The organism is Vibrio sp. 10N.247.311.14 (genome assembly GCF_041467715.1).
Lineage (GTDB): Bacteria > Pseudomonadota > Gammaproteobacteria > Enterobacterales > Vibrionaceae > Vibrio > Vibrio crassostreae_C.
This window is the reverse complement of record NZ_JBFSVE010000002.1, coordinates 1-23426: the sequence shown is the minus strand read 5'-3', so window position 1 is coordinate 23426 and position 23426 is coordinate 1. Positions and strand designations below refer to the sequence as shown.

Sequence of the window (23426 nt, the reverse complement as noted above, 5' to 3'; positions counted from 1 at the left end):
TTCGAAGCTACTTACAAGTGAGAGGTTAAAACATCGAGATTTGGTGATTGCCTTTTTGAGCTGGAAACTGAGCCAGTTCGGGCAGTAATAATGATGTATTTTCAGAGACTTGCTTTTGTAGCCTCTTATAAATAGCAATCGCAAGTTCAGGTGCGTGGTTATTGTCTGGGGTGTGGATCATTAAATAGGGCTGCTTGCCTTCATTAAGCCAGTTTGGGATTTTGGCAAACCAAGGCTTAAAAAACTCAATATTAGGTTCTTGGTCTGGGTGACCAATAAATCGAATCATCGGGTTATTGGCGGTAGCAATTGCATGAACAGGAACACGCGGTTTTTTCTGATGCGCATCGATCACCGCTTCTGTGGTGGGTGGCGCAGAGAAAACGGGGCGGCTGTCCATAATGATGCGATTGATGCCTTCCTCAACCAGCCATTGGTTGAAGCGTTTTTCCGCATCGCCCTTATCAAAGAAACCTAAGTGTCGAACTTCGACGCCAAGCTGCATATCTTTTGGGAATAAGGTGCAAAACTTTTGTAGGGCAGGCAGCATGCTGGGCTCAAAACTGTGCGGCAGCTGAATCGTCCATTGACCAATACGGTCATGCAGTGGCGACATCGTCATCAAGAACTCTTTGAGTTCGGCTTGGCAGTGTCTCAGTTGTTGCTGGTGGGTGATGAATTTGGGCAATTTGAAGGTGAACTTGAAATCATCGTGACTGGCGGCTTTCCAATTGTGAACGGTAGACATACTTGGCGTAGCGTAAAAGGTGGTGTTGCCCTCAACGGTATGGAAAACTTGGGTGTATTTTTCCAAGCGTTCGGCAGGCTTGGTGCCTTTACCGTAGAACTGACTTTGCCACTCAGAATGAGACCACATAGTTAATCCAAGTCTTAGAGGTAAAGTTTCTGTTGTTATTACACGATTATCCATCTATTACACCGTTATCCATCACGCCATCAGTCATTACAAAAAGTTTTTGGGTTGAAACGAAAATCTACTTTACGAGAGTTTTGCTGATTAAGGTACTTTCGAGATATAATTATCGCAATTTTTTCGGTTTTGATGAATCTTTGCGCACTTGATGGGCTAAAAAGCAGCAAAGCCAGATAAAACACAATAAATTCGAATGTGGAAGGTCGATTTTAAGCGAGTTTCCGCGTATAAATGTTCCTTTGCTCTGTTGTGTGGAATGACCACTGACAGCTTGGAAATTAGTAAATAATTAAGAGATTGGGAAATTCATTATGCGTACCCATTACTGTGGTAACCTGAACAAGTCCCTGGCGGGACAAACTGTAGAATTGTGCGGCTGGGTAAACCGTCGCCGTGATTTAGGCGGTCTTATCTTTATTGATATGCGTGATCGTGAAGGCATCGTTCAGGTTGTTGTCGATCCAGATATGAAAGATATCTTCCCGATCGCTAACCAACTGCGTAATGAATTCTGTATCAAGTTTACTGGTGAAGTACGAGTTCGTCCGGACAGCCAAGTAAATAAAGACATGGCTACTGGTGAAGTAGAACTTTACGCGACGGGTCTAGAGATCATTAACCGTTCAGAAGCGCTTCCACTAGACTTCAACCAAACGAACTCTGAAGAGCAGCGTCTTAAGTACCGTTACATCGATCTTCGTCGTCCAGAAATGAGCGACCGTATTAAGCTTCGTGCACGTGCTTCTAGCTTCGTTCGTCGTTTCCTAGATGAGAACTTATTCCTAGACATCGAAACGCCAGTACTAACGAAAGCGACACCAGAAGGTGCTCGTGACTACCTAGTACCAAGCCGTGTTCACAAAGGTAGCTTCTACGCACTTCCTCAATCTCCTCAGCTTTTCAAGCAACTGCTGATGATGTCTGGTTTTGACCGTTACTACCAAATCGTTAAATGTTTCCGTGATGAAGATTTACGTGCTGACCGTCAGCCTGAATTTACTCAAATCGATATCGAAACATCTTTCATGACTTCTCAAGAAGTACGTAACGTGACTGAGAAGCTTGTTCACGATATGTGGAAAGAACTTCTAGATGTTGAACTAGGTCAATTCCCAGTAATGCCTTTCTCTGAAGCGATTCGTCGTTTCGGTTCTGATAAGCCAGATCTACGTAACCCACTAGAGCTAGTTGACGTTGCTGACTTGGTTAAAGATGTTGAATTCAAGGTATTCTCTGGCCCAGCTAACGACGAAAAAGGTCGCGTAGCAGTTATCCGTGTTCCAGGTGGTGCTAAGCTAACTCGTAAGCAAATCGACGGTTACGCTGAACACGTAAACATCTACGGCGCGAAAGGCCTAGCTTGGATGAAGGTTAACGACCGTGCTGCAGGCATGGAAGGTATTCAATCTCCAGTTGCTAAGTTCCTAAGCGAAGACGTAATCAACGGTATTCTAGATCGCACTCAAGCTGAATCTGGCGATATCATTCTGTTCGGTGCAGACAAAGCGGGCATCGTTGCTGAAGCAATGGGCGCACTTCGTCTTAAACTAGGTACGGATCTAGAGCTAACAGACACATCTGCATGGGCTCCACTGTGGGTTGTTGACTTCCCAATGTTCGAAGAAGACGGCGAAGGTAACCTACACGCAATGCACCACCCATTCACATCACCACTAGGTGTGAACGCGGAAGAGCTAAAAGCGAACCCAGCAGCAGCAAATTCTGATGCATACGACATGGTAATCAACGGCTACGAAGTAGGCGGCGGTTCTGTACGTATCCACAACGCAGAAATGCAAACAGCGGTATTTGGTATCCTAGGTATCGAAGCACAAGAGCAACAAGAGAAGTTCGGCTTCCTACTTGAAGCGCTTAAGTACGGCACGCCACCGCACGCTGGTCTAGCATTCGGTCTTGACCGTCTAGCAATGCTGCTTTGTGGTACTGAGAACATCCGTGACGTTATCGCATTTCCGAAAACAACAGCTGCAGCATGTCTACTGACAGACGCGCCAAGCCTAGCGAACCCAGCATCACTGGAAGAGCTAGCAATCGCAGTTAAATTGGCAGAGAAAAAAGAGCAAGCGTAAGCCTGTTATCTTTTCTTGTTGATGAAGAGATCCTAGTTGATAGAGAGCTCTCAATTAATTAGCCAAGACTTGCCAGTAAATTAGAGAATGCCCGTTAATTTGACGGGCATTTTTTTTTGCGTTCGATATACTAAGCTCATAAAGCATGTATAAATAATCAGTATTTGAAGTTATGTCTATTATCTTAGGGATTGACCCTGGCTCACGCATTACCGGTTACGGTGTTATTCGTCAAAATGGCCGCCACCTATATTACTTAGGGAGTGGTTGCATTCGCACCTCAGAAAAAGAGTTGCCGGGTCGACTCAAGCAGATCTATGCAGGTGTGAGCGAAATTATTACTCAGTTCCAACCGGATGTGTTTGCGATAGAGCAGGTCTTCATGGCTAAGAATGCAGACTCAGCGCTTAAGCTTGGGCAAGCTAGGGGCAGCGCGATCGTAGCGGCTGTAAATGCGGATTTGCCTGTTCATGAATACGCGGCTCGTTTAATTAAGCAAGCGGTGACGGGTAATGGTGGTGCGGACAAGTCTATGGTTCAGAACATGGTGATGAGCATGCTTAAGTTACCCGCTAAACCACAGGCCGATGCTGCCGATGCTCTAGGCGTAGCGATCACTCACGCCAACACCAATAAAACTTTGATAGCGCTTGCGGGTAAAGCAACAGGTGCAAGAAAAGGGCGTTACCGATAACCATAGGCTATGGCGTTTCTGAAGACAGAATCATTCGGTTTCTTAAGCTAAGCAAGCTTAAATAAATCATCCTAATAAACACAAAGAACTGGATAAGCATCCAGTTCTTTTATATTCTGTCCCTCAAATTATATTCCATCAAGAGAGTGAATTGTGATCGGACGTCTACGCGGTACATTAATAGAAAAACAGCCACCAGAATTACTAATCGAAGTGAGTGGTGTTGGCTATGAAGTTCAAATGCCAATGAGCTGTTTTTATGAATTACCAAATGTTGGCGAAGAGGCAATTATCTACACTCACTTTGTTGTTCGTGAAGATGCACAACTGCTTTACGGATTCAATACAGTTAAAGAACGTGCGCTGTTTCGTGAAGTCATCAAAGCAAATGGTGTTGGTCCTAAGCTCGGCCTTGGCATCCTCTCAGGCATGACTGCGAGCCAGTTTGTGCAGAGTGTTGAGCGTGAAGATATCTCTACGCTGGTTAAACTTCCGGGTGTGGGTAAGAAAACCGCTGAACGTCTGGTTGTTGAAATGAAAGACCGCCTGAAAGGGTGGGGCGCGGGTGACTTGTTTACTCCAGCGACAGATGCAGCTCCGATTGATTCTATGCCAACCGTTCACGACGCGGAAGAAGAAGCGGTAAGTGCGCTACTTGCATTAGGCTACAAGCCGACTCAAGCTTCCAAGGTGGTTTCTCAAGTGGCTAAAGATGGCATGACCAGCGAACAGTTGATTCGCGAAGCTCTGAAATCGATGGTTTAATACCCAATATACTTGTTCGACAAAATAGACTCATTCACTTTGCCTTTACACAGAGTCAAGAAGCGCAGAGTCAACAAGAGCATAGTTAGGAATAGCAGAATTTATGATTGAAGCCGATCGCCTTATTGCACCGGATAACCCAGTATTCAAAGATGAAGATGTCATTGATCGTGCAATACGCCCTAAAGCACTGGCTGACTATCAAGGTCAGGATCACGTTCGTGGCCAGATGGAGATTTTCATCAAAGCGGCACAACTGCGTAACGAGGCGCTCGACCATCTGTTGATATTTGGCCCTCCAGGCTTGGGTAAAACCACGTTGGCGAACATTGTTGCCAATGAGATGGATGTCAACATTCGTACGACTTCAGGCCCTGTTCTAGAAAAAGCAGGCGACCTAGCGGCGTTACTGACCAATCTCGAAGAAAATGATGTCCTGTTCATTGATGAGATTCACCGTTTAAGCCCTGTGGTTGAAGAGGTGTTGTACCCTGCAATGGAAGACTACCAATTAGATATCATGATTGGTGAAGGCCCAGCGGCACGCTCTATCAAGATTGACCTTCCTCCTTTTACTTTGATTGGCGCAACCACTCGTGCTGGCTCACTGACATCGCCGTTACGTGACCGTTTTGGTATTACTCAGCGTCTTGAGTACTACAAGGTTGAAGATCTACAAAACATCGTTCAGCGCAGTGCAGATTGCCTTGGTCTTTCTATGGAGTCCGAAGGGGCGCTAGAAGTTGCTCGCCGAGCTCGTGGTACGCCACGTATTGCTAACCGTCTACTACGTCGTGTTCGTGACTATGCGGAAGTGAAAGGCGATGGACATATTTGCCCAGACGTTGCAGATAAAGCACTCAACATGCTGGACGTTGACGCCAAAGGCTTTGATTACATGGATAGAAAGCTTCTGCTTGCGATAATGGAGAAGTTTGGTGGTGGTCCGGTTGGTATCGACAACATGGCAGCTGCGATTGGTGAAGAGAGAGACACCATTGAAGATGTGTTGGAGCCTTACTTGATTCAGCAAGGTTACTTACAAAGAACGCCAAGAGGTCGAATCGCGACCGACAGAGCGTATTTACACTTTGGAATAGATAAACCATCTAATCGTTAAATTATTCATTTTCAAAGATCCCAGTTGCATAAGCGCTGGGATTTTTTGCTTTTTATTGAATAACAACTCTTTGAGCGATTCGATAAAAAGGCTGAATAGCCTCTGTCAAAAATGAAAACTTTGATTTAGTTAGCAAAAAATGAAATAAGTTGTCATATTTTTTGTTAATACTTTATAGGTAGTTGTAATTCGTATGTTGAAGTGGTGCTGAGCATTTGTCACAGATATCATGCGCTGTTATTAAGACAAGCATAATTGGTGTGATTTTAATCATAATTGTACAAAAATAACTCTAATTTGCTCGAATAAATTTGATACAAATCAACGCAGGGTTCTCCCATAAACCTTTTGAAACATACTGATTTTACCAGTAATATTAGCGCCAGCTATATTAGCTCATGCTTAACAATAATCTAACTATAACGGTACGTTTTTGCTACAAATTTCAACTTGTAATAACAATTACATAAATTGTTTTAACATGGATTTTTGCGGTGAATAATCACACAAGTGTCATTCAGCCGACACAAAGGAGTTACCATGATTGATGTTGTTGATCTGTCGCGATTGCAGTTTGCATTTACAGCGATGTATCACTTCCTATTTGTTCCACTGACTTTAGGTATGGCATTTCTACTTGCCATTATGGAGTCGGTTTATGTAATGACTGGCAAGCAAATTTACAAGGACATGACCAAGTTCTGGGGTAAATTGTTTGGTATTAACTTTGCTCTTGGTGTAGCGACAGGCTTAACCATGGAGTTCCAGTTTGGTACTAACTGGTCTTACTATTCTCACTATGTTGGCGACATTTTTGGTGCTCCGCTAGCTATCGAAGCGCTTGTTGCATTCTTCCTAGAGTCTACTTTTGTTGGCCTATTCTTCTTCGGTTGGGACAGACTGTCAAAGCGTCAGCACTTAGCGGTAACTTGGTTAGTAGCACTTGGCTCTAACTTCTCTGCGCTTTGGATCTTGGTAGCAAACGGCTGGATGCAAAACCCAGTGGGTGCGGAATTTAACTTTGAAACTATGCGTATGGAAATGGTGAGCTTCGCTGAAGTTGTACTAAACCCAGTAGCACAAGTTAAATTCGTACACACAGTAGCGTCTGGTTACACAACGGGTGCAATGTTCATCCTTGGTATCAGCTCATACTACATTCTTAAAGGTCGTGACCTTGCCTTTGCTCGTCGTTCTTTCGCGATTGCAGCGTCTTTCGGTATGGCGGCGATCTTGTCAGTAATCGTACTAGGTGATGAATCTGGTTACGAGCTTGGTGAAGTTCAAAAAGTGAAGCTCGCTGCTGTAGAAGCGGAATGGCACACTGAAGAAGCACCAGCAGCATTTACTGTTTTTGGTATTCCGAACCAAGAGACAATGAATACTGACTACGCAATTAAAATTCCTTACGTAATGGGTATCATCGCAACGCGTTCGCTTGATACTGAAGTAACGGGCCTACGTGACCTACGTGATGACCACGTTGATCGTATCCGTACTGGTATGTACGCGTACGAGCTGCTTGAAAAGCTACGTGCAGGCGATAAGTCTGAAGAAAACATGGCTGCGTTCGACGAAGTGAAAGGTGACCTAGGTTACGGCTTGCTTCTTAAGCGCTACACAGACGACGTTGTTGATGCAACTGAAGACCAAATCCAAATGGCTGCGGATGATTCTATCCCAACAGTTTGGCCTCTATTCTGGTCATTCCGTCTGATGGTTGCTTGTGGCTTCATCATGCTGTTTGTATTCGGTGCTGCGTTTGTTCAAACGTGTCGTCAGAAAATCGAACAGAAACCATGGGTACTTAAAGCTGCGCTATTCTCAATCCCACTTCCTTGGATTGCGATTGAAGCAGGTTGGTTCGTTGCTGAGTTTGGTCGTCAACCATGGGCGGTTGGTGAAATCCTACCGGTTAACGTTGCTGCATCAGCACTGACTATTGAACAGCTTTGGACTTCTCTATTCGCTATCCTGGCACTTTACACAGTGTTCTTGATTGCTGAAGTTTACCTAATGCTGAAATTCGCACGTAAAGGTCCAAGTAGCTTGAAGACAGGCCGTTACCACTTCGAACAAAACGATAACTCTGTTGAAGACAAAGTTAGCCGTTCAGTTGAAGTATAAGTGAGGGAATATTATGTTTGATTACGAAAGCTTACGACTTATTTGGTGGGTATTGATCGGTGTTCTACTGGTTGGTTTCGCCGTAACTGATGGCTTTGATATGGGTGTTGCCGCTCTGTCACCTGTTATCGGTAAGAGCGACACTGAACGTCGTATTATGCTAAACACGATTGCCCCTCACTGGGATGGTAACCAAGTTTGGCTTATCACTGCGGGTGGTGCATTGTTTGCTGCATGGCCACTGGTTTACGCGACGTCTTTCTCTGGTTTTTACTTCGCAATGTACGTAACGCTAGCTGCACTTTGGTTACGTCCACTTGCTCTTGACTACCGTTCAAAGATCGAAGATCCAAAATGGCGCAAAACTTGGGACTACGCACTTTGCTTTAGTGGCGCAGTACCACCAATCATTTTCGGTGTGGCATTTGGTAACCTACTACAAGGTGTTCCATTTGAACTGAACGAATTTATGATGTCTAAGTACCATGGTACGTTCTTCGCTCTGCTTAACCCATTTGCATTGCTTTGTGGTGTGTTGGCTCTGATGTTGTTCGTGATGCAAGGTGCAACATGGCTTCAAATGAAGACAACAGAAGCGCTGCACGCTCGTGCTCGTAACGTTGCTCAGATCACTGGCCTAATTGCTATTGCTCTGTTCATTATTGGTGGTTTCTGGGTTCAATCTATCGAAGGCTATGTAATTACGAGCACTATCGATACGTTTGCTGACTCAAACCCACTAAACAAAGAAGTATCACTTCAAGTGGGTGCTTGGATGACAAACTTCGAAACTTATCCAGCAATGTGGGCTGCGCCGATCCTTGGTGTAGCAATGCCACTGCTTGCTGTGATTGCATCTCGCTTTGAGCGTGGTGGTTTCGCATTCTTGTTCTCAAGCCTATCGAACGCTGGTGTTATTCTAACGGCTGGTTTTGCAATGTTCCCATTCGTAATGCCATCAAGCCTGAACCCTAACCAAAGCTTGACTATGTGGGATTCAACAGCGAGTGAGCTAACGCTTGGTCTTATGACTGTCGTTGCGGCGGTAATGGTTCCTGTGATTCTTGGCTACACAACTTGGACATACTACAAAATGTTCGGTCGTCTAGATAAGAAACACATCGAAGATAACGACGTTTCAGCTTACTAAGCTAGAAGTTAAATAACTTAGGAGAAATTTTATGTGGTATTTCGCATGGATTTTGGGTGTACTTCTAGCATGTGCATTCGGCATCATCAATGCTCTATGGCTAGAGCATTCAGAAATGATGGACAAAGACAGTGAGTAATCTCGCAGAGCAAATCGCTAAGCTGCATCAACCAATGGATAAGACTCTGCTTAGAGCCTTAGCCCTAGTATTGGGTTTCATGCATGTGGGTTTAGTGATGTGGGATCCTGAAGCGTATGCGACAAGCATCGGTGGCTTTAACGCGATCATCGGACCAATGTTTATTTGGGCAGTATGCTCAAGCATGGTTTACGGTATCGGATTTAAGCCAAGAGCTTGGATGTGGCAGCTACTGTTTAGCCCATATGTTTCACTCACAATTTTGCTCTACCTAACGGTGCTGCGCCTTCTATAAAAGGCAAAGGATTTAGGTTCATAACAACGTGAGCCTTTATACTTGTTGGGTTTTTAGCCAAAAAGAGGTCATCTTATACAGATGGCCTTTTTTTTCGTCTCTCAAATCAAAAAATTCACAGCGATATACTATTAATGATAAGGAGTTAGGTTATAGTGAGATCTTTATCGTTTTGGATTGTGGTAGCAAATTGCAGGGATTATCTAAGCTATTTACGTGGCCAGTGACTGTGTATTACGAAGACACCGATGCGGGTGGCGTTGTATACCATTCAAACTATCTTAAGTTTTTCGAACGCGCTCGAACTGAGATGTTGCGCTCAATTGGCGTTTCTCAGCAAGTATTGTTAGAACAAAACATCGGTTTTGTAGTCCGACATATGGACATTGATTTTATTCAAGGCGCGCGTCTTGATGATTCTTTACAAGTCATTACAAATATTTACGAGTTGAAGCGAGCTACCTTGGTCTTCTGTCAAGAGATCGTAAATCCTGATGGCAAGGCATTGTGTAAAGCAATGGTTAAGGTAGCATGTATCGATAATCAAAAAATGAAACCCAAAGCAATGCCAACATTTATTCTCACGGAGCTAACGAATAGTGACTGCTGAAATCTCAATCTTAGGCCTAATTTTAGAAGCTAGTTTACTAGTTAAGATGGTCATGCTGACTCTTATGGGCATGTCTGTTGTTTCTTGGGCGATGATCATAAAAAGAAGTAAAGTGTTATCTCAAGCTTCTAAACAAACAGAAGTGTTTGAAGACAAATTTTGGTCAGGCGTTGATCTTGCAAAACTGTACCAAGAGAGCAACAAACGCAAAGACGAGCTTTCTGGTACTGAAGAAATTTTCTACGCAGGCTTTACTGAGTTCGCTCGCCTTCGTAAATCGAATGCAACATCACCTGACTTCATTATGGAAGGCACTGGCCGTGCGATGCGCGTTGCCGTTGCTCGTGAGGTTGATGAACTAGAAACGAACTTACCTTTCTTGGCGACCGTTGGCTCTATCAGCCCATACATCGGCCTATTTGGTACGGTTTGGGGCATCATGCACTCATTCATCGCATTAGGTGAAGTGAAGCAAGCGACGCTCGCAATGGTTGCTCCTGGTATTGCAGAAGCACTGATCGCAACAGCAATGGGTCTATTCGCTGCGATTCCAGCGGTAATGGCGTACAACCGCTTCAGCAGCCGAGTAGGCAAGCTAGAACACAACTACGCGACTTTCTCTGAAGAGTTTCACAGTATTCTTCACCGTCAAGCGATGGCTGGCAGGGAATAATAGATGGCTGGATACCAACCTAAAAAACGCAAAATGACAGCAGAGATTAACGTTGTACCTTACATCGACGTTATGCTTGTTTTGCTGATCATTTTTATGGTGACTTCGCCGTTTGTTACTCAAGGCGTTGACGTTGAATTGCCTCAGGCTTCAACGGCTAAATCGGCACAAGACCTACTGGGTGACGACAATGCAAGTTTCATCATCGTTGAAGTGAACAAAGACGGTGAACTTGGCTTGAGCGTTAATGACGAAGAAGTACAGCGTGGCTTATCAATGGAAGATATTATCGTCCGTGTGAAAGCCGAGTTGTCTCTGAAGCCAAACTCTCCAGTGGCGGTTGGTGGTGATGCCGCAACGCCATACGCTGAAGTGGTTTTATTACTTGATGAATTAAGCCGTGCAGGTGTGCCAAAGGTTGGCCTTTTAACGGATATAAGGGAATAGCTCCGTAGCATTCATGAAAGCGAATAATAAAAAATCCAATAATTTCAGATCACCGCTTCTTATTTCTCTTGGGCTGCACGTCATTTTATTCGTTGCGCTCATTTGGGGGGCGGATTTCACGATGTCAGAGCCAAAGCCTACAGGGCAGATGGTTCAAGCAGTGGTGATTGATCCTCAGTTGGTTCGCCAGCAAGCTCAACAGATTCGTCAACAAAGAGAAGCGGCAAGCAAGAAAGAGCAAGAGCGTCTTGACAAACTAAGACGTGAAAGCGAACGACTTGAAAAGAATCGTAAAGCTGAAGAAGAAAATATTCGCAAGCTAAAAGAACAGCAAGCGAAAGAAGCTAAAGCAACTCGTGAAGCTGAAAAGCGTCGAGTTGAGAAAGAGAAACAACGCAAAGCTGAAGAAGCGCGTTTACAGCAAGAGCAAAAGAAAGCCGCTAAAGCCGAAGCTGACCGTAAGCTAAAAGAAGCTGCGTTAGTGAAAGCCGAGAACGAGCGTAAAGCCAAAGAAGCGGCAATCGCAAAAGCTGAACAAGAACGCGTGGCAAAAGAAAAAGCAGCGAAAGAGGCAGCAGACAAAGCTCGTAAAGAGAAAGAAGCCGCTGAACTCGCGGAAAAGCAACGCATAGCGAAAGAGAAAGAAGCGGCAGCCGCAGCAGAGAAAGCCCGTAAGGCAAAAGAAGCTGCAGCAAAAGCAGAAAAAGAGCGTAAACAACAAGAAGCCGCATTGAACGATATCTTTGCTGGGCTTGAAACGGAAGCGACTCAAAACTCTTCAGCAAGACAACAATTTATCACTGATGAAGCGCAACGTTACGGGGCTATCTATACCCAACTGATTCAACAGAACCTGTTGTTAGAAGACAGCTATCGAGGACGCTCATGTCGAGTGAACCTTAAGCTGATTCCAACGGGCTCTAACGCGATATTGGGTAGTTTGAGTATCTTAGATGGCGATAGCCGTTTATGTGCAGCAACCAAGCGTGCGGTGGCACAAGTACAATCTTACCCGTTGCCTAAAGACCCAGACATTGTGAACTCACTGAAAGACATTAACTTAACTGTATCACCAGAGTAAAAGGACGAACTTGTGTTAAAGAAACTATTACTGAGTTTTGTTTTCTTAATAGCTACAAGCAGCCAGTTTGCACATGCAGCGCTGGAGCTGGTTATTACAGACGGTATTAACTCTGCAAGACCTATAGCTATTGTACCTTTCCGTTGGGAAGGCTCAGAGCCATTGCCACACGATGTATCAGCGGTTATCGCTTCTGACTTACAGCGCAGTGGTAAATTCAGCCCAGTTGCGACAAGCAAAATGCCTCAAACGCCTTACAGCGAAACTGAGGTTAACTTTGATGCTTGGACTAACCTAGGTGTTGACTCATTGCTTACCGGTAGTATCACTAAAAATGCCGAAGGGCAGTATGTGGTGAATTACCAATTGATCGACATTGTTCGTGGTCAACTGACCAAAGGACAAAGTCGTGCGCTGAGTGATGAAGGCCAATTAGTGCTTTCTAAAGATCACGTTCTATTCAATAAGAAGGCTACGGTTCCTGGTAATCGCTTGAGAGAGTACGCACACCGTATCTCAGACCTAGTGTATGAAGAGCTAACTGGTGAGAAAGGCGCGTTCTTAACTCGTATCTCTTACGTGGTAGTGAACGATAAAGACAAGTACCCGTATCAACTTCGTGTTGCTGACTACGATGGCTTTAACGAGCGTTTAGTACTTCGTTCTAAGCAGCCTCTCATGTCTCCAGCATGGTCACCAGACGGCAAAAAGCTAGCTTATGTGAGCTTCCAGAATGGCCAAGCTGAAATATTCATCATGAATATTTACACGGGTGAACGTGAGAAAGTGACGTCATACCCTCGTCACAATGGTGCGCCAAGATTCTCGCCAGATGGTAAAACATTGGCATTGGTATTGTCGAAAACGGGCAGCCTTCAGGTGTACACACTTGACCTTGATAGCCGTAAGCTGACTCAAATTACCCGCGGCCGTTCGAATAATACTGAACCATTCTGGCACCCAGATGGCAAGTCTCTTATTTTCACATCGGATCGTGGTGGTAAACCACAGATTTATAATGTAAATTTGTCCAATAATTCGACTTCTCGTATTACTTGGCAAGGTAGCCAAAACTTAGGTGGCCAGATCACTCCTGATGGTCGATTCATGATCATGGTTAATCGCAGCAACTCAGGTTTTAACTTGGCTAAGCAAGATTTGGAAACCGGTGCGGTTCAGGTACTAACAAAAACATTGTTAGATGAGTCTCCAAGTATTGCACCGAATGGAGGTATGGTTATCTATAGCTCTATTTACAACAAAACAAATGTACTATCGATGGTTTCTATCGATGGACGTTTTAAAGCTAGATTACCGGCAACTAACGGACGCGTAAGAGCGCCTGCATGGTCACCGTTCCTCTAGGGAAAATTACATATTCTTTTAGCTATTGATAGTGTTAACTATTGTGGCATTTAACTATCTATAGCACTCTTAGTCGCTGTAGAAACTAAGTTTGATAACGTAAGGAAAAAAAGATGCAACTTAACAAAGTTCTTAAAGGCTTGATGATTGCACTACCAGTGATGGCAGTAACGGCATGTAGCTCAACTGATGAAGCAACATCTGCAACATCTGGTACTGAAAGCAACCAAACAACTTCAGGTTCAGAAGGCAATGTAGACACAACTGTTGTAACGCCAATTGACGCTAACGGTCAACTGTCTGAGCAAGAGCTTAAAGAGCAAGCGCTACGTGAAACTCAAACAATCTACTTCGCATTCGATAACTCTACTATCGCTGGCGATTACGAAGAAATGCTAGCAGCTCACGCAGCATACCTAGTTAAGAACGTTGACATGAACGTTACTATCGAAGGTCACGCTGACGAGCGCGGTACTCCTGAGTACAACATCGCACTTGGCGAGCGTCGTGCACAAGCTGTAGCGAAATACCTACAAGCTCTAGGTGTTCAAGCTGACCAAATCTCTATCGTAAGCTACGGTGAAGAGAAGCCACTTCTTCTAGGTCAATCTGAAGATGTGTACGCTAAAAACCGTCGCGCAGTACTAGTTTACTAATTTTAGTAGACTATATAATTGAGGAATTGCCTCATGTTCAGTAACACAAAGCGAGTCATTTTGCTTTCGTTACTGGCAAGTGCAGCGAACACCGCGTTTGCTGCACCAGCTCCAGTATCCGATCTCAATAGCACCGCAACCAATTCATCATCTTCCTCTCGATCAGCATCTAACGAATCAGATATTGAGCGTTTAGAGCGCCTGCTTCAAAATCGCAATCTCGTTCAGCTTCAAATGCAACAGCAAATCGACGACATGGCACTGGAGATCAGTGAACTTCGTGGTGAGCTGGAACGAAACAGCTACGATATGAAGCAAATGCTAGAGCGTCAGCGTGAACTGTTCATTGAACTGGATCGCGTAAGAGGCGAGGTGAAAGCAGCAGGAACAGCAACGGTAGCAGTGGCGGCGAGCGAAGGCTCTAAAGACGCTTCTGGTACGTTCAGTACTGATGTGGATGAGCAAACTGCTTATCAAAATGCTGTAGATATGATTCTAAAGCAACGAGACTACACGGGTGCTATCGCTGCATTCCAAAAGTTTCAAAAAGACTTCCCAGATTCTACCTTCACACCTAACTCACATTACTGGTTAGGTCAGCTTTATTTCGCTAAGAAGCAAGATAAAGAAGCCGTGAAGAGCTTCGCTGCTGTTGTGTCGTACAAAGACTCAAACAAGCGAGCAGATGCACTGGTTAAGCTTGGTGACATAGCAGCGCGCAACAACAACGCGACGCAAGCTAAGAAATATTACCAACAAGTCGTAACCGAGCACCCAAACAGTGCTTCGGCTAAAGTGGCCAAAACCCACTTATAACCAAAATAGGGGTGCTTAGGCGCCTCTTTTTTATACCTGTTCACTTCCGTTTAGTGTTTACTTCTCTTGCTAGTGATGACAACACATCGCCTTGTTTATGCGTTTTAAGCATTAGCTAGTCACCGCTTGCAACCAATCCTTTTTGATCCCAATCGCTGTCCTGTGTAGAATACTCGGATTCTCGGAAGAAGTTGCGTAGAGCAAGAGCAATGAGTCATATACTAGATAAAATCGATACAGTTTACCCGTTTCCGCCTAAGCCAGTTCCATTGAGCGACGCTCAGAAACAGGCCCACATCGCAAACATCAAAAAACTACTTCAAGAAAAAGATGCAGTTCTAATTGCACACTACTACACCGATCCTGAAATTCAGGCTCTGGCAGAAGAAACTGGTGGTTTCGTTGGCGATTCATTAGAGATGGCTAAGTTCGGTAACCGTCATTCAGCAAGCACTTTGATCATCGCTGGTGTTCGTTTTATGGGTGAGTCTGCGAAGATTCTTACGCCTGAAAAACGCATTCTAATGCCAACGCTTGAAGCTGAATGTTCACTTGATCTTGGTTGTCCTGCTGACAAATTTACAGAATTTTGTGATGCTCACCCTGACCATACCGTGGTTGTATACGCGAACACCTCTGCAGCTGTTAAAGCTCGTGCAGACTGGGTAGTTACGTCGAGCATCGCTTTAGAAATCGTTGAAAGCCTAGACGCTGAAGGCAAACCCATTATTTGGGGGCCAGACCGTCACCTAGGTTCTTACATCGCAAATCAAACTGGCGCTGACATGTTGCTTTGGCAAGGTGAGTGTATCGTTCATGATGAGTTCTCAGCTGATGCTTTGAAGAAAATGAAATCGGTATACCCAGAAGCGGCTATCTTGGTTCACCCAGAATCACCAGCAAGCGTGGTTGAACTGGCTGATGCTGTAGGCTCAACAAGCCAACTGATCAAGAAAGCAAAAGAGCTGCCTCATCCACAGATGATTGTTGCGACAGACAAAGGCATCTTCTTCAAGATGCAGCAATTGGTTCCTGAAAAAGAGCTGATTGAAGCGCCGACAGCGGGTGCTGGTGCAACGTGTCGTAGCTGCGCACACTGTCCTTGGATGGCAATGAACGGCCTTGAAGCGATTGAAAACGCGCTTGAGAATGGTGGTGAGCAACACGAAATCTTCGTTTCTGACGAATTACGCGTGAAGTCTCTTATTCCATTGAACCGCATGCTAGATTTTGCAGAGCAGTTAAATGTGCAGGTAAAAGGTAACGCGTAAGTCGTTCTTTTATCTAACCAATAAAAAAACCAGCCAATAGTGCTGGTTTTTTTGTATCTGCGTATAGGCCGCCAATATCAATCTTGTGGTCATGTATCTTTTTCTGATGATACATCTTGTTGATATCGCGTATTTTTTCTAGCATGTAAGTAAGAGGAAAAGATTAGAGGCTCGAATGATAATCTGGTTACAACTCAAACGCTGGATCAAAGCAAACATCTTTGTTTTGAATGGCAAAAACTTACTGTTCACTTTTCTTGGCTACATCGCTTTATCGTGGTCGATGCTGTATTTGGCGGGTGAAACAGATTTAACCAGTTCGGTTACCGTATTCGCTTACTACTTGGTGGTGACGGCTTCTACGGTTGGTTATGGTGATTTATCACCGACCACGGTAGCGGGGCAGTGGATCGTTATTCTATTTGTGATTCCAGGCGGGTTGAGCCTTTTTGCCGCGTTGCTCGGTAAAGTGGCGACAGAAGGTGTTGAATATTGGCGAGCGGGCTTGCTAGGAAAAAGGAGAGTTAGAGTGGACAACCACATTTTGATGTTGGGGTGGAATGAGCAAAGAACCATTCATCTCATCCGCATGCTACAACACGAAGAAACGGGTAAACGACCAATCGTGCTATGTACGCGTTCAGATATCGAGAACCCGTTACCCGGTGAAATCAATTTCGTCAAAGTAAACAGCTACACCGATGGCAAAGAGATGGAGAAAACGGGCATTGAGTCTGCAAGTTGCATCCTGATTGATAACCCAGAAGACGACATTACGTTATCTGCGGCGCTTTACTGTGCCAACCGAAACCCTAAAGCGCACCTTCTTGTTTACTTTAAAGATGAAGCGCTGAGCGATTTGTTACACAAGCATTGCCCTAACTCAGAATGTATTCCAGCGGTGGGTGCTGAGATGCTAGCAAAGGCTGCGGTAGACCCAGGTTCCAGTGCGCTTCACCAAGAATTATTGAGCTCAACAAGAGGCATGACACAGTATTCAACGTATTTCCCTGAAGACGCTGAGTCTGTCACCGTCGCGCCTATTTTCTCAGTGTTTAAAGAGAAGTATCAAGCAACTCTGATCGCCATTGATACGGGGAGCGGTATTGAACTCAACCCAGAGTTAGATCAAGTGGTCAGCAGTGGCACTAAGCTGTTTTATATTGCTGATGAGCGAATTGATGACTTCGATTGGAAAGGCTTCTAAAGCGACTATTTTATTTCGTCTGAAAACTAAAAAAGGCCTCATAATGAGGCCTTTTGGCTTGTATAAAGCTAACTGTTATTGAGCTTCAGCCAGTGCAATGCCACGCTGCGTTAGTCCGCAAAGCATCACAGGAACAGCGTTAAAGATCTCTTCGAACTGCTCTAGGCCTTCGATGCCTTGCTCTGCAAGCGTAGCAATTGACGTTTCTGGATCGTAAAGCATGCTCAGTGACAGCAGGACACCGCCAACGAGTGCGTTATCTTCGCTCTCTTCAGGCATTAGTGTTTCCCAATCGTCGCGAGCAATCTGCCAGCCTTGAAGCAAGCCTTCACAAAAATCACGAGCGGCAGTGTTCACCACTTCTTCGTCGTCTAATTGACAAGCTTCAGGCCAAACCCAAGTCCCTTCAATCAGTTCTGGGCGGGTTTTATTCCAAAGCTCGATGATAACTTCAATGTAGCTTTCTAGCTGTTCACCATCCGTAAAAGGTGCGACTTCTTCGCCACCCCATAAGAACGGTAGCCACTCATGCGGGGTTAACACATTCGGTGCCGCTGCCATTGCAGTGACAAAGCCCATTGTTTTGTGTTCTGTGATTAGCTTTCCTTCCAACTCTGGAAGCGCAAGAATATCTTGTAAAGTCAAAGTGAGGTACCGTAAAAGGGAACATATTTGCGCTTATAGTACCAATGAACTTGTGCCAATCAAGCTTCAATCTAAAAAGGCTTGATGTCATGGATGATAAACACTAGGTTTAACAGAAAAGAAAACAATAAAAGAATTATGCAGATACGGTCGTCTTTAAAGAAAAAAAGCATGGTAGCGCTTGGATTATACCTTGCGATGTTTATTGCCATTGTCGGTAGTGTGACGTATTACGTCGTAGAATCCCCTGTGCGCGCCAAATTACAACAAAACCTCGACTTGCGTACGCAACTGTTATCCGCATTGATTACAGAGCCACTCAGTAGTTCTCGAGGCTTCGTAGACAGTCTCGTTGGGTTTGCTCAAGCGCATCGTAACGGTGATGATGTTATTCAGCTCTTTAAGTCCATGTTGGCGGCGAGCGACGATACGATTGTCAGTGCCGGTATTTGGCCCGAACCTTATGCGCTTGATTCTAAAAAGCTTCTCAACAGTTACTTTTTTAATAAAGCCGACGATGGAATAATCGACCAGATATATTCTTACAACAACCCCCAAAATGCCCCTTATCAAGAAGAGTATTGGTACACCTCTGTCGTCAACCAAAAACAAGGCACGATCTCTTGGAGCGATGTGTATATCGATCCATACACACACGTTCGAATGATTACGGCGTCTTCCCCTTATTATTACGACGGTACTTTTGCCGGTGTTGCCACGGTGGATCTCTCGCTCGAAGAGCTGCTTGGTTTTATCAAGAACCACGCCGAAGAATACAACCTTGGCATTACGCTCAGAGATAAGCTTAACCAAGTGTTGGTTTCGCATAACTTTAATCTCGTTGAAGGCATTTACATCAGTAGCAATCAATTTGGTGATTTCGGCTGGCAAGTGGATGTGGTGAACTCCAAATCACGAGTAGAAGACGAAGTGTTTCGTCAGGTGATGAGCATTGAAGGCGGTATTGTTCCGCTATTGCTACTTTGTGTCATGGCGGGGTATTACTTATTGAACCGTTATTTGATTAGTCCAATCACAAGGATTGCAGCACAGGTTGATAGTTCGAAAGCCGGCGAAATCATTGATGTGGATTACTCGAGTGATGACGAAATCGGCCATTTGATTAAAACCTTCAACGAAAAGACCATTTATCTCGAAGCGGAAAAGGTTAAAGCTCAGGCATCCACCAATGCAAAAACCGCTTTCCTTGCGACCTTGTCACATGAAATTCGCACTCCGATGAATGGGGTATTGGGTACCGCTCAAATCCTATTAAAAACGCCTCTAAATTCTGAACAAGAGAAGCATCTTAAGAGCTTGTATGAGTCCGGCGATCATATGATGACTCTACTCAACGAGATCTTAGACTTCTCGAAGATCGAGCAGGGCAGGTTGGATCTTGATGAAACGCGTTTCCCGCTTGATTCGATCATCGGCAGTATTAACAGTGTTTACTACACATTGTCTTCCGAGAAAGGGCTTCAATTCAAAGTGTACTCTGAGGTGACTTCGGGTCGTTGGTACTTCTCAGATAAAGCTCGCCTTCGCCAAATTTTGTTTAATCTATTGAACAACGCGGTGAAGTTCACCTCCAGAGGCTTTGTTGAGGTGTACCTGAAAGAAGTTGTAGAGGGGAGTGACACCTATCTGAGCATTCGAGTTCGTGATACCGGAATTGGTATTTCTAAAGAAGCTCAGAAGCGTATTTTTAAACCGTTTGAACAAGCGGAGTCTTCGACCACAAGGCGTTTTGGCGGTACTGGCCTTGGCCTCGCGATTGTGAAGAAAATTGCCCAGTTGATGGATGGCAGTATTACCGTCACCAGTGAAGAAGGGATAGGCACGAGTTTTGATGTTCGCTTGAAGATTCAGCCATGTCAGCCAGGAGAAATCGAGAGTTTGCCACATAAGAAGTTGGACTACTCTGGCTTAAAGGTACTGATCGTCGAGGACAACCGAACTAACACGGTGATCATTGAAGCCTTCATGAGCAGTAAAGGCTTTACCTGTAAGAGCGTCGAAAACGGTGAACTTGCGATACAAGCCGTGGTTGCTGAGCGCTTTGATTTGGTGCTCATGGATAACCATATGCCTGTGATGGATGGCGTTGAATCAACCACTGCTATTCGTGCTTTGATAGGCGATGTGTCATCGGTATTGGTGTTTGGTTGTACGGCTGATGTCTTTAAAGAGACTCGCGAGCGTATGTTGGGGGCAGGTGTGGATTATATTATTGCTAAGCCGATTGACGAGCGTGAACTGGATGATGCCTTGTTCCGCTATTCAAATAAGCTTTATCAATACCATGAAGTAAAAGCGGATGAGCTCGAAAGCCAAGACGTAAAACCACACGATTCGAAAAGTAAAAGCGAGTCACTGCCTAAACCTGATCTTCGCAACAAAGATAACACTGAAGAGCTGTTAGTGACGTTGTATGTGGCGCTAGAAGACAACAACCTAGAACTGATTCAATTTGCACTAGAGAGCCTACGTGTCCACGTTGAAGCTATGAACAACGCGGAACTTACTGAACAAGTCGATAAAGCGTTAGAGCAGGTTGCTTTAGGATCACCACCTACACAAGATGTCATTAATATCATTACTGTAAATCTACCCATGGCTTAAATGTTGTTTAATTACGGTAAGTAAATGACGAACTGTCCAATATTTGACCTTGGTTGGATTTTTTGGTGAAAGTGACTGCTTTTAAAGTGGTTTTTGGTTGTTAATTTACAACTTGATTTTTAATTTGGAGTGTATGACTACTAATCTTGTGATTTAATAGCGACATTATCTGGTGAGGTGCAAATGTGCCTTGTTTATATGTTACTAAATCACTAATTAAGCAGTGATATATTTTAGGTTTGTCGTCAATGAAGTCTCGTGGTCCATTTTGTATTCGAAACGCAGCTGCGGATACATTTGCTATGGTCGTTTTCTGTTTTATTTCTGGCATGATCGTAGAAGTGTTTATTTCTGGTATGACGTTTGAGCAATCTCTTGCTTCTCGAACGTTATCTATTCCTGTAAACATTGCTATCGCTTGGCCTTATGGCGTTTTTCGTGATTGGTTCTTACGCAATGGTGCAAAACTTTCAGAAAGCTCATTGATGAAAAACTTGTCTGATTTGATGGCATACGTGTTATTCCAGTCTCCAGTGTATGCGGGTATTTTGTTGGCAGTGGGTGCTTCAGGCGACCAGATCGTTACGGCTGTCACCAGTAATGCAGTTATCTCGTGCGGTATGGGCGTACTTTACGGCTACTTCCTCGATATGTGTCGTAAATGGTTTCGAGTTCCTGGCTACTATCAACAAGCTTAAGAAAAGCAACAAGCGTAAGTGCAGCGAAAGAATGAAATTTGGTTTGTTTTTGATCTAATGAGTTAATTTGTAATCGAACAAACCGAAAAAGGCACTTTTTTTGAGAATGCCCCTTGACCAAAGCAAGCAGAATCAATAAAGTAGCGCCTCGTTGAGTGACATGCTCAACACACAATTTGTGGAAGGATGGCTGAGTGGCTTAAGGCGCTCGCCTGGAAAGCGAGTATACGTTTATAGCGTATCTGGGGTTCAAATCCCCATCCTTCCACCACTATTCAAAACCCTAGCAGAAATGCTGGGGTTTTCTCGTTTTAGAGCCTCTATATCCCACCTCATCTGTATACCTCCCTAATATCCGTTCCTTTAATCATTGCTTTATAGTTATAATCTCTATTAATACCGTCGCAGAATTAACCATATTAGGTGTTTTTATCATAGATAATCGCTTGATTTTTTGGCGTGAACCTAGATTATTAATAGTACGCAATATTATGAATAATCTAACTATTAGGAATCCATAACCTCATGACAGAAACCCTAGTTTCTCCAATGCTCTCTTTTACGATCGCGATTTCATTACTGTTTATCGGTAAAGGTTTGATCGAGCGATCTGAAGTATTAAGAAAGTATTCACTGCCAGAGCCTGTGATTGGTGGCTTTGTCTGCGCAGCGACCGTAGCGGCGCTTTACTATATTTTTGAAATCCAAATCACCTTTAGCCTAGATGTCAGAGACTTTTTGCTCCTCTACTTTTTTGCTGGCATCGGGCTCCAAGCGGATATTAAAACACTGATTAAAGGCGGGCGACCGTTGTTCATCCTACTGTGTCTTGCTGCCATTTTTATCGTGTTGCAAAACGTAGTCGGAATGGCAGTCGCTTCTGGCTTTGGAATGGATGCGAAAGCAGGCTTGCTATCTGGGTCTGTTAGCTTGATAGGCGGCGTAGGCACAACGTTAGCGTGGGCGCCAATGTTTGTGGAAGAGTTTGGTATTGCTAACGCGCTCGAACTTGGTGTCGCTTCAAACACGGTTGGTTTAATTGCAGCGTGTGTGATTGGTGGCCCGATTGCCAACTACCTGCTCAATAAACACAAAGTAAGCCCTTCTAATGAAGAAGAGGTTACGGTTGGTGCATTCCAAGAGAGTGAAACAAAAACAGAGCTTAGCCACTACGGCGTTCTGTGGGCGTGGTTGATTCTTAACTTAACACTAATGCTGGGTTACAGCTTGAGTGAAGTTATCGACTCGATGGGCCTAAAACTGCCGTTATTCGTTAGCTGTTTAATCGCAGGTATCCTAATCGGAAACGTCGGTCGAGCACTGTTTAAGAAGCGTCGTACACAAGAGAAAATCGCTCAAGGCCGAAAAGGCTTAGCGATGATCTCTGATATCTGCTTAGGCATGTTCTTAACCATGGCATTGATGGGACTTCGCATCTGGGATCTCGATGGACTGTTTGGCTATATCTCTGTTGTCATGAGTATCCAGATCTTACTTTCGCTGCTGTTTACTGTGTTTGTCGTTTATTACTTGATGGGAAGAAACTACGACTCTGTGGTGATATGTTCAGGCTTCGGTGGTATCACTCTAGGCTCGACAGCAACAGCAATTGTGAACATGACCGCAGTAACTCACCGCTATGGCGCAAGCCCACAAGCGTTCATTGTGGTGCCATTAGTGTGTGGTTTCTTTGTTGATTTGATCAACGCGCTAGTGATCAGTTTCTTTGTCGGTATGTAAATGAAGCCAGTGCTTCGCATAAGTTGATGATTAGTAGCTTGTTCAACAAAGCAAGCTACTAGTGATCTAATTTTGTAATCTACCACTTTTGTTGATAATGCTAGGTATACATAACTCTATTATTTTTGTGGCTTTGATGAGCAATCTACTTACCTGAATGCTGTGAGTTTCGAAGCTAGTTGGCCAAATTCTTCCATTGCATCTCGCCATTGCTGTTTTAGACGGCTTTGTTTCCTAATTGGATCTCAGATAGAAACGGCCAGTATGGGTGATTATTA

At 44.3% G+C, this 23426-nt stretch carries 22 protein-coding genes and 1 tRNA gene; 21 read left to right on the top strand and 2 right to left on the bottom strand.

What is annotated here, in order from left to right:
- Positions 1–25: 25 nt before the first annotated feature.
- On the bottom strand, positions 26–931 hold the full coding sequence (locus tag AB6F11_RS01300) for a DUF72 domain-containing protein (protein WP_029235140.1): 906 nt from the start codon (positions 929–931) through the stop codon (positions 26–28).
- A gap of 314 nt (positions 932–1245) precedes the next feature.
- Here AB6F11_RS01300 and aspS point away from each other — a divergent pair, with 314 nt between their 5' ends.
- The 17 genes from aspS (at position 1246) to AB6F11_RS01215 (ending at position 17440) form a co-directional block, all read left to right on the top strand.
- Entirely contained in the window at positions 1246–3024 is a 1779-nt protein-coding gene (aspS, locus tag AB6F11_RS01295; RefSeq protein ID WP_017062081.1) for an aspartate--tRNA ligase, read from the top strand.
- A 172-nt stretch (positions 3025–3196) separates the two neighbouring features.
- Positions 3197–3718, top strand: coding sequence for a crossover junction endodeoxyribonuclease RuvC (ruvC, locus tag AB6F11_RS01290; RefSeq protein ID WP_008219936.1), 522 nt, complete (start codon positions 3197–3199; stop codon positions 3716–3718).
- A gap of 153 nt (positions 3719–3871) precedes the next feature.
- Positions 3872–4483: a Holliday junction branch migration protein RuvA gene (gene ruvA, locus AB6F11_RS01285; RefSeq protein WP_017062079.1), complete on the top strand. Its 612-nt coding sequence runs from the start codon at positions 3872–3874 to the stop codon at positions 4481–4483.
- 103 nt (positions 4484–4586) lie between these two features.
- Entirely contained in the window at positions 4587–5603 is a 1017-nt protein-coding gene (ruvB, locus tag AB6F11_RS01280) for a Holliday junction branch migration DNA helicase RuvB (RefSeq protein WP_065585131.1), read from the top strand.
- A 540-nt stretch (positions 5604–6143) separates the two neighbouring features.
- Complete coding sequence (gene cydA / locus AB6F11_RS01275; RefSeq protein ID WP_017062077.1) at positions 6144–7730, top strand: cytochrome ubiquinol oxidase subunit I; 1587 nt, start codon at positions 6144–6146, stop codon at positions 7728–7730.
- Between the two features lie 13 nt (positions 7731–7743).
- Positions 7744–8880 carry a cytochrome d ubiquinol oxidase subunit II gene (gene cydB / locus AB6F11_RS01270; RefSeq protein WP_102398111.1) on the top strand — a complete coding sequence of 379 codons (1137 nt, stop codon included), beginning with the start codon at positions 7744–7746 and terminating at the stop codon, positions 8878–8880.
- Positions 8881–8911: 31 nt separating this feature from the next.
- A complete protein-coding gene (gene cydX / locus AB6F11_RS01265; protein ID WP_000270284.1) occupies positions 8912–9019 on the top strand; it encodes a cytochrome bd-I oxidase subunit CydX in 108 nt (35 codons plus the stop codon).
- Complete coding sequence (gene ybgE, locus AB6F11_RS01260) at positions 9012–9314, top strand: cyd operon protein YbgE (RefSeq protein WP_017062075.1); 303 nt, start codon at positions 9012–9014, stop codon at positions 9312–9314. The genes cydX and ybgE overlap by 8 nt, the downstream gene beginning before the upstream one ends.
- 172 nt (positions 9315–9486) lie before the next feature.
- A complete protein-coding gene (gene ybgC, locus AB6F11_RS01255; protein ID WP_017062074.1) occupies positions 9487–9924 on the top strand; it encodes a tol-pal system-associated acyl-CoA thioesterase in 438 nt (145 codons plus the stop codon).
- Positions 9914–10597, top strand: a complete 684-nt coding sequence (gene tolQ / locus AB6F11_RS01250) for a protein TolQ (RefSeq protein WP_017062073.1) — start codon at positions 9914–9916, stop codon at positions 10595–10597. The genes ybgC and tolQ overlap by 11 nt, the downstream gene beginning before the upstream one ends.
- 3 nt (positions 10598–10600) lie before the next feature.
- The gene (tolR, locus tag AB6F11_RS01245; protein WP_017062072.1) at positions 10601–11044 is read left to right on the top strand and encodes a protein TolR; all 444 of its coding nucleotides are present in this window, start codon (positions 10601–10603) and stop codon (positions 11042–11044) included.
- Positions 11045–11057: 13 nt separating this feature from the next.
- Positions 11058–12125 carry a cell envelope integrity protein TolA gene (tolA, locus tag AB6F11_RS01240; protein WP_017062071.1) on the top strand — a complete coding sequence of 356 codons (1068 nt, stop codon included), beginning with the start codon at positions 11058–11060 and terminating at the stop codon, positions 12123–12125.
- Positions 12126–12137: 12 nt separating this feature from the next.
- Positions 12138–13490, top strand: coding sequence for a Tol-Pal system beta propeller repeat protein TolB (gene tolB, locus AB6F11_RS01235; protein WP_102394098.1), 1353 nt, complete (start codon positions 12138–12140; stop codon positions 13488–13490).
- Positions 13491–13603: 113 nt separating this feature from the next.
- Complete coding sequence (pal, locus tag AB6F11_RS01230) at positions 13604–14146, top strand: peptidoglycan-associated lipoprotein Pal (RefSeq protein ID WP_017062069.1); 543 nt, start codon at positions 13604–13606, stop codon at positions 14144–14146.
- Positions 14147–14179: 33 nt separating this feature from the next.
- Positions 14180–14962 (top strand): tol-pal system protein YbgF, encoded by a 783-nt coding sequence (gene ybgF, locus AB6F11_RS01225; RefSeq protein WP_017072257.1) that lies wholly within the window; start codon positions 14180–14182, stop codon positions 14960–14962.
- A gap of 209 nt (positions 14963–15171) precedes the next feature.
- Entirely contained in the window at positions 15172–16233 is a 1062-nt protein-coding gene (gene nadA, locus AB6F11_RS01220) for a quinolinate synthase NadA (protein WP_017062067.1), read from the top strand.
- A gap of 175 nt (positions 16234–16408) precedes the next feature.
- Positions 16409–17440: a potassium channel family protein gene (locus AB6F11_RS01215; protein ID WP_017063519.1), complete on the top strand. Its 1032-nt coding sequence runs from the start codon at positions 16409–16411 to the stop codon at positions 17438–17440.
- A 75-nt stretch (positions 17441–17515) separates the two neighbouring features.
- Here AB6F11_RS01215 and AB6F11_RS01210 read toward each other — a convergent pair whose 3' ends face one another.
- The gene (locus AB6F11_RS01210) at positions 17516–18085 is read right to left on the bottom strand and encodes a UPF0149 family protein (RefSeq protein WP_017062064.1); all 570 of its coding nucleotides are present in this window, start codon (positions 18083–18085) and stop codon (positions 17516–17518) included.
- A gap of 171 nt (positions 18086–18256) precedes the next feature.
- Between AB6F11_RS01210 and AB6F11_RS01205 the strand changes: the two genes are divergently transcribed.
- The 4 genes from AB6F11_RS01205 (at position 18257) to gltS (ending at position 23148) form a co-directional block, all read left to right on the top strand.
- Complete coding sequence (locus AB6F11_RS01205) at positions 18257–20710, top strand: hybrid sensor histidine kinase/response regulator (protein WP_102394097.1); 2454 nt, start codon at positions 18257–18259, stop codon at positions 20708–20710.
- A 248-nt stretch (positions 20711–20958) separates the two neighbouring features.
- Complete coding sequence (locus tag AB6F11_RS01200; protein WP_017062062.1) at positions 20959–21408, top strand: L-alanine exporter AlaE; 450 nt, start codon at positions 20959–20961, stop codon at positions 21406–21408.
- Between the two features lie 180 nt (positions 21409–21588).
- Positions 21589–21679: transfer RNA gene (locus AB6F11_RS01195), tRNA-Ser, on the top strand.
- A 254-nt stretch (positions 21680–21933) separates the two neighbouring features.
- Positions 21934–23148, top strand: a complete 1215-nt coding sequence (gene gltS / locus AB6F11_RS01190; RefSeq protein ID WP_048612760.1) for a sodium/glutamate symporter — start codon at positions 21934–21936, stop codon at positions 23146–23148.
- Positions 23149–23426 lie beyond the last annotated feature (278 nt).

Coding starts and splice junctions, on each gene's coding strand:
- AB6F11_RS01200 (WP_017062062.1), top strand. CDS start 20,959: ATGAAGTCTCGTGGTCCATTTTGTATTCGAAACGCAGCTGCGGATACA.
- tolA (WP_017062071.1), top strand. CDS start 11,058: ATGAAAGCGAATAATAAAAAATCCAATAATTTCAGATCACCGCTTCTT.
- cydA (WP_017062077.1), top strand. CDS start 6,144: ATGATTGATGTTGTTGATCTGTCGCGATTGCAGTTTGCATTTACAGCG.
- AB6F11_RS01205 (WP_102394097.1), top strand. CDS start 18,257: ATGGTAGCGCTTGGATTATACCTTGCGATGTTTATTGCCATTGTCGGT.
- ybgF (WP_017072257.1), top strand. CDS start 14,180: ATGTTCAGTAACACAAAGCGAGTCATTTTGCTTTCGTTACTGGCAAGT.
- tolR (WP_017062072.1), top strand. CDS start 10,601: ATGGCTGGATACCAACCTAAAAAACGCAAAATGACAGCAGAGATTAAC.
- ruvC (WP_008219936.1), top strand. CDS start 3,197: ATGTCTATTATCTTAGGGATTGACCCTGGCTCACGCATTACCGGTTAC.
- aspS (WP_017062081.1), top strand. CDS start 1,246: ATGCGTACCCATTACTGTGGTAACCTGAACAAGTCCCTGGCGGGACAA.
- ruvB (WP_065585131.1), top strand. CDS start 4,587: ATGATTGAAGCCGATCGCCTTATTGCACCGGATAACCCAGTATTCAAA.
- pal (WP_017062069.1), top strand. CDS start 13,604: ATGCAACTTAACAAAGTTCTTAAAGGCTTGATGATTGCACTACCAGTG.
- AB6F11_RS01300 (WP_029235140.1), bottom strand. CDS start 931: ATGGATAATCGTGTAATAACAACAGAAACTTTACCTCTAAGACTTGGA.
- cydB (WP_102398111.1), top strand. CDS start 7,744: ATGTTTGATTACGAAAGCTTACGACTTATTTGGTGGGTATTGATCGGT.
- nadA (WP_017062067.1), top strand. CDS start 15,172: ATGAGTCATATACTAGATAAAATCGATACAGTTTACCCGTTTCCGCCT.
- gltS (WP_048612760.1), top strand. CDS start 21,934: ATGACAGAAACCCTAGTTTCTCCAATGCTCTCTTTTACGATCGCGATT.
- AB6F11_RS01215 (WP_017063519.1), top strand. CDS start 16,409: ATGATAATCTGGTTACAACTCAAACGCTGGATCAAAGCAAACATCTTT.
- cydX (WP_000270284.1), top strand. CDS start 8,912: ATGTGGTATTTCGCATGGATTTTGGGTGTACTTCTAGCATGTGCATTC.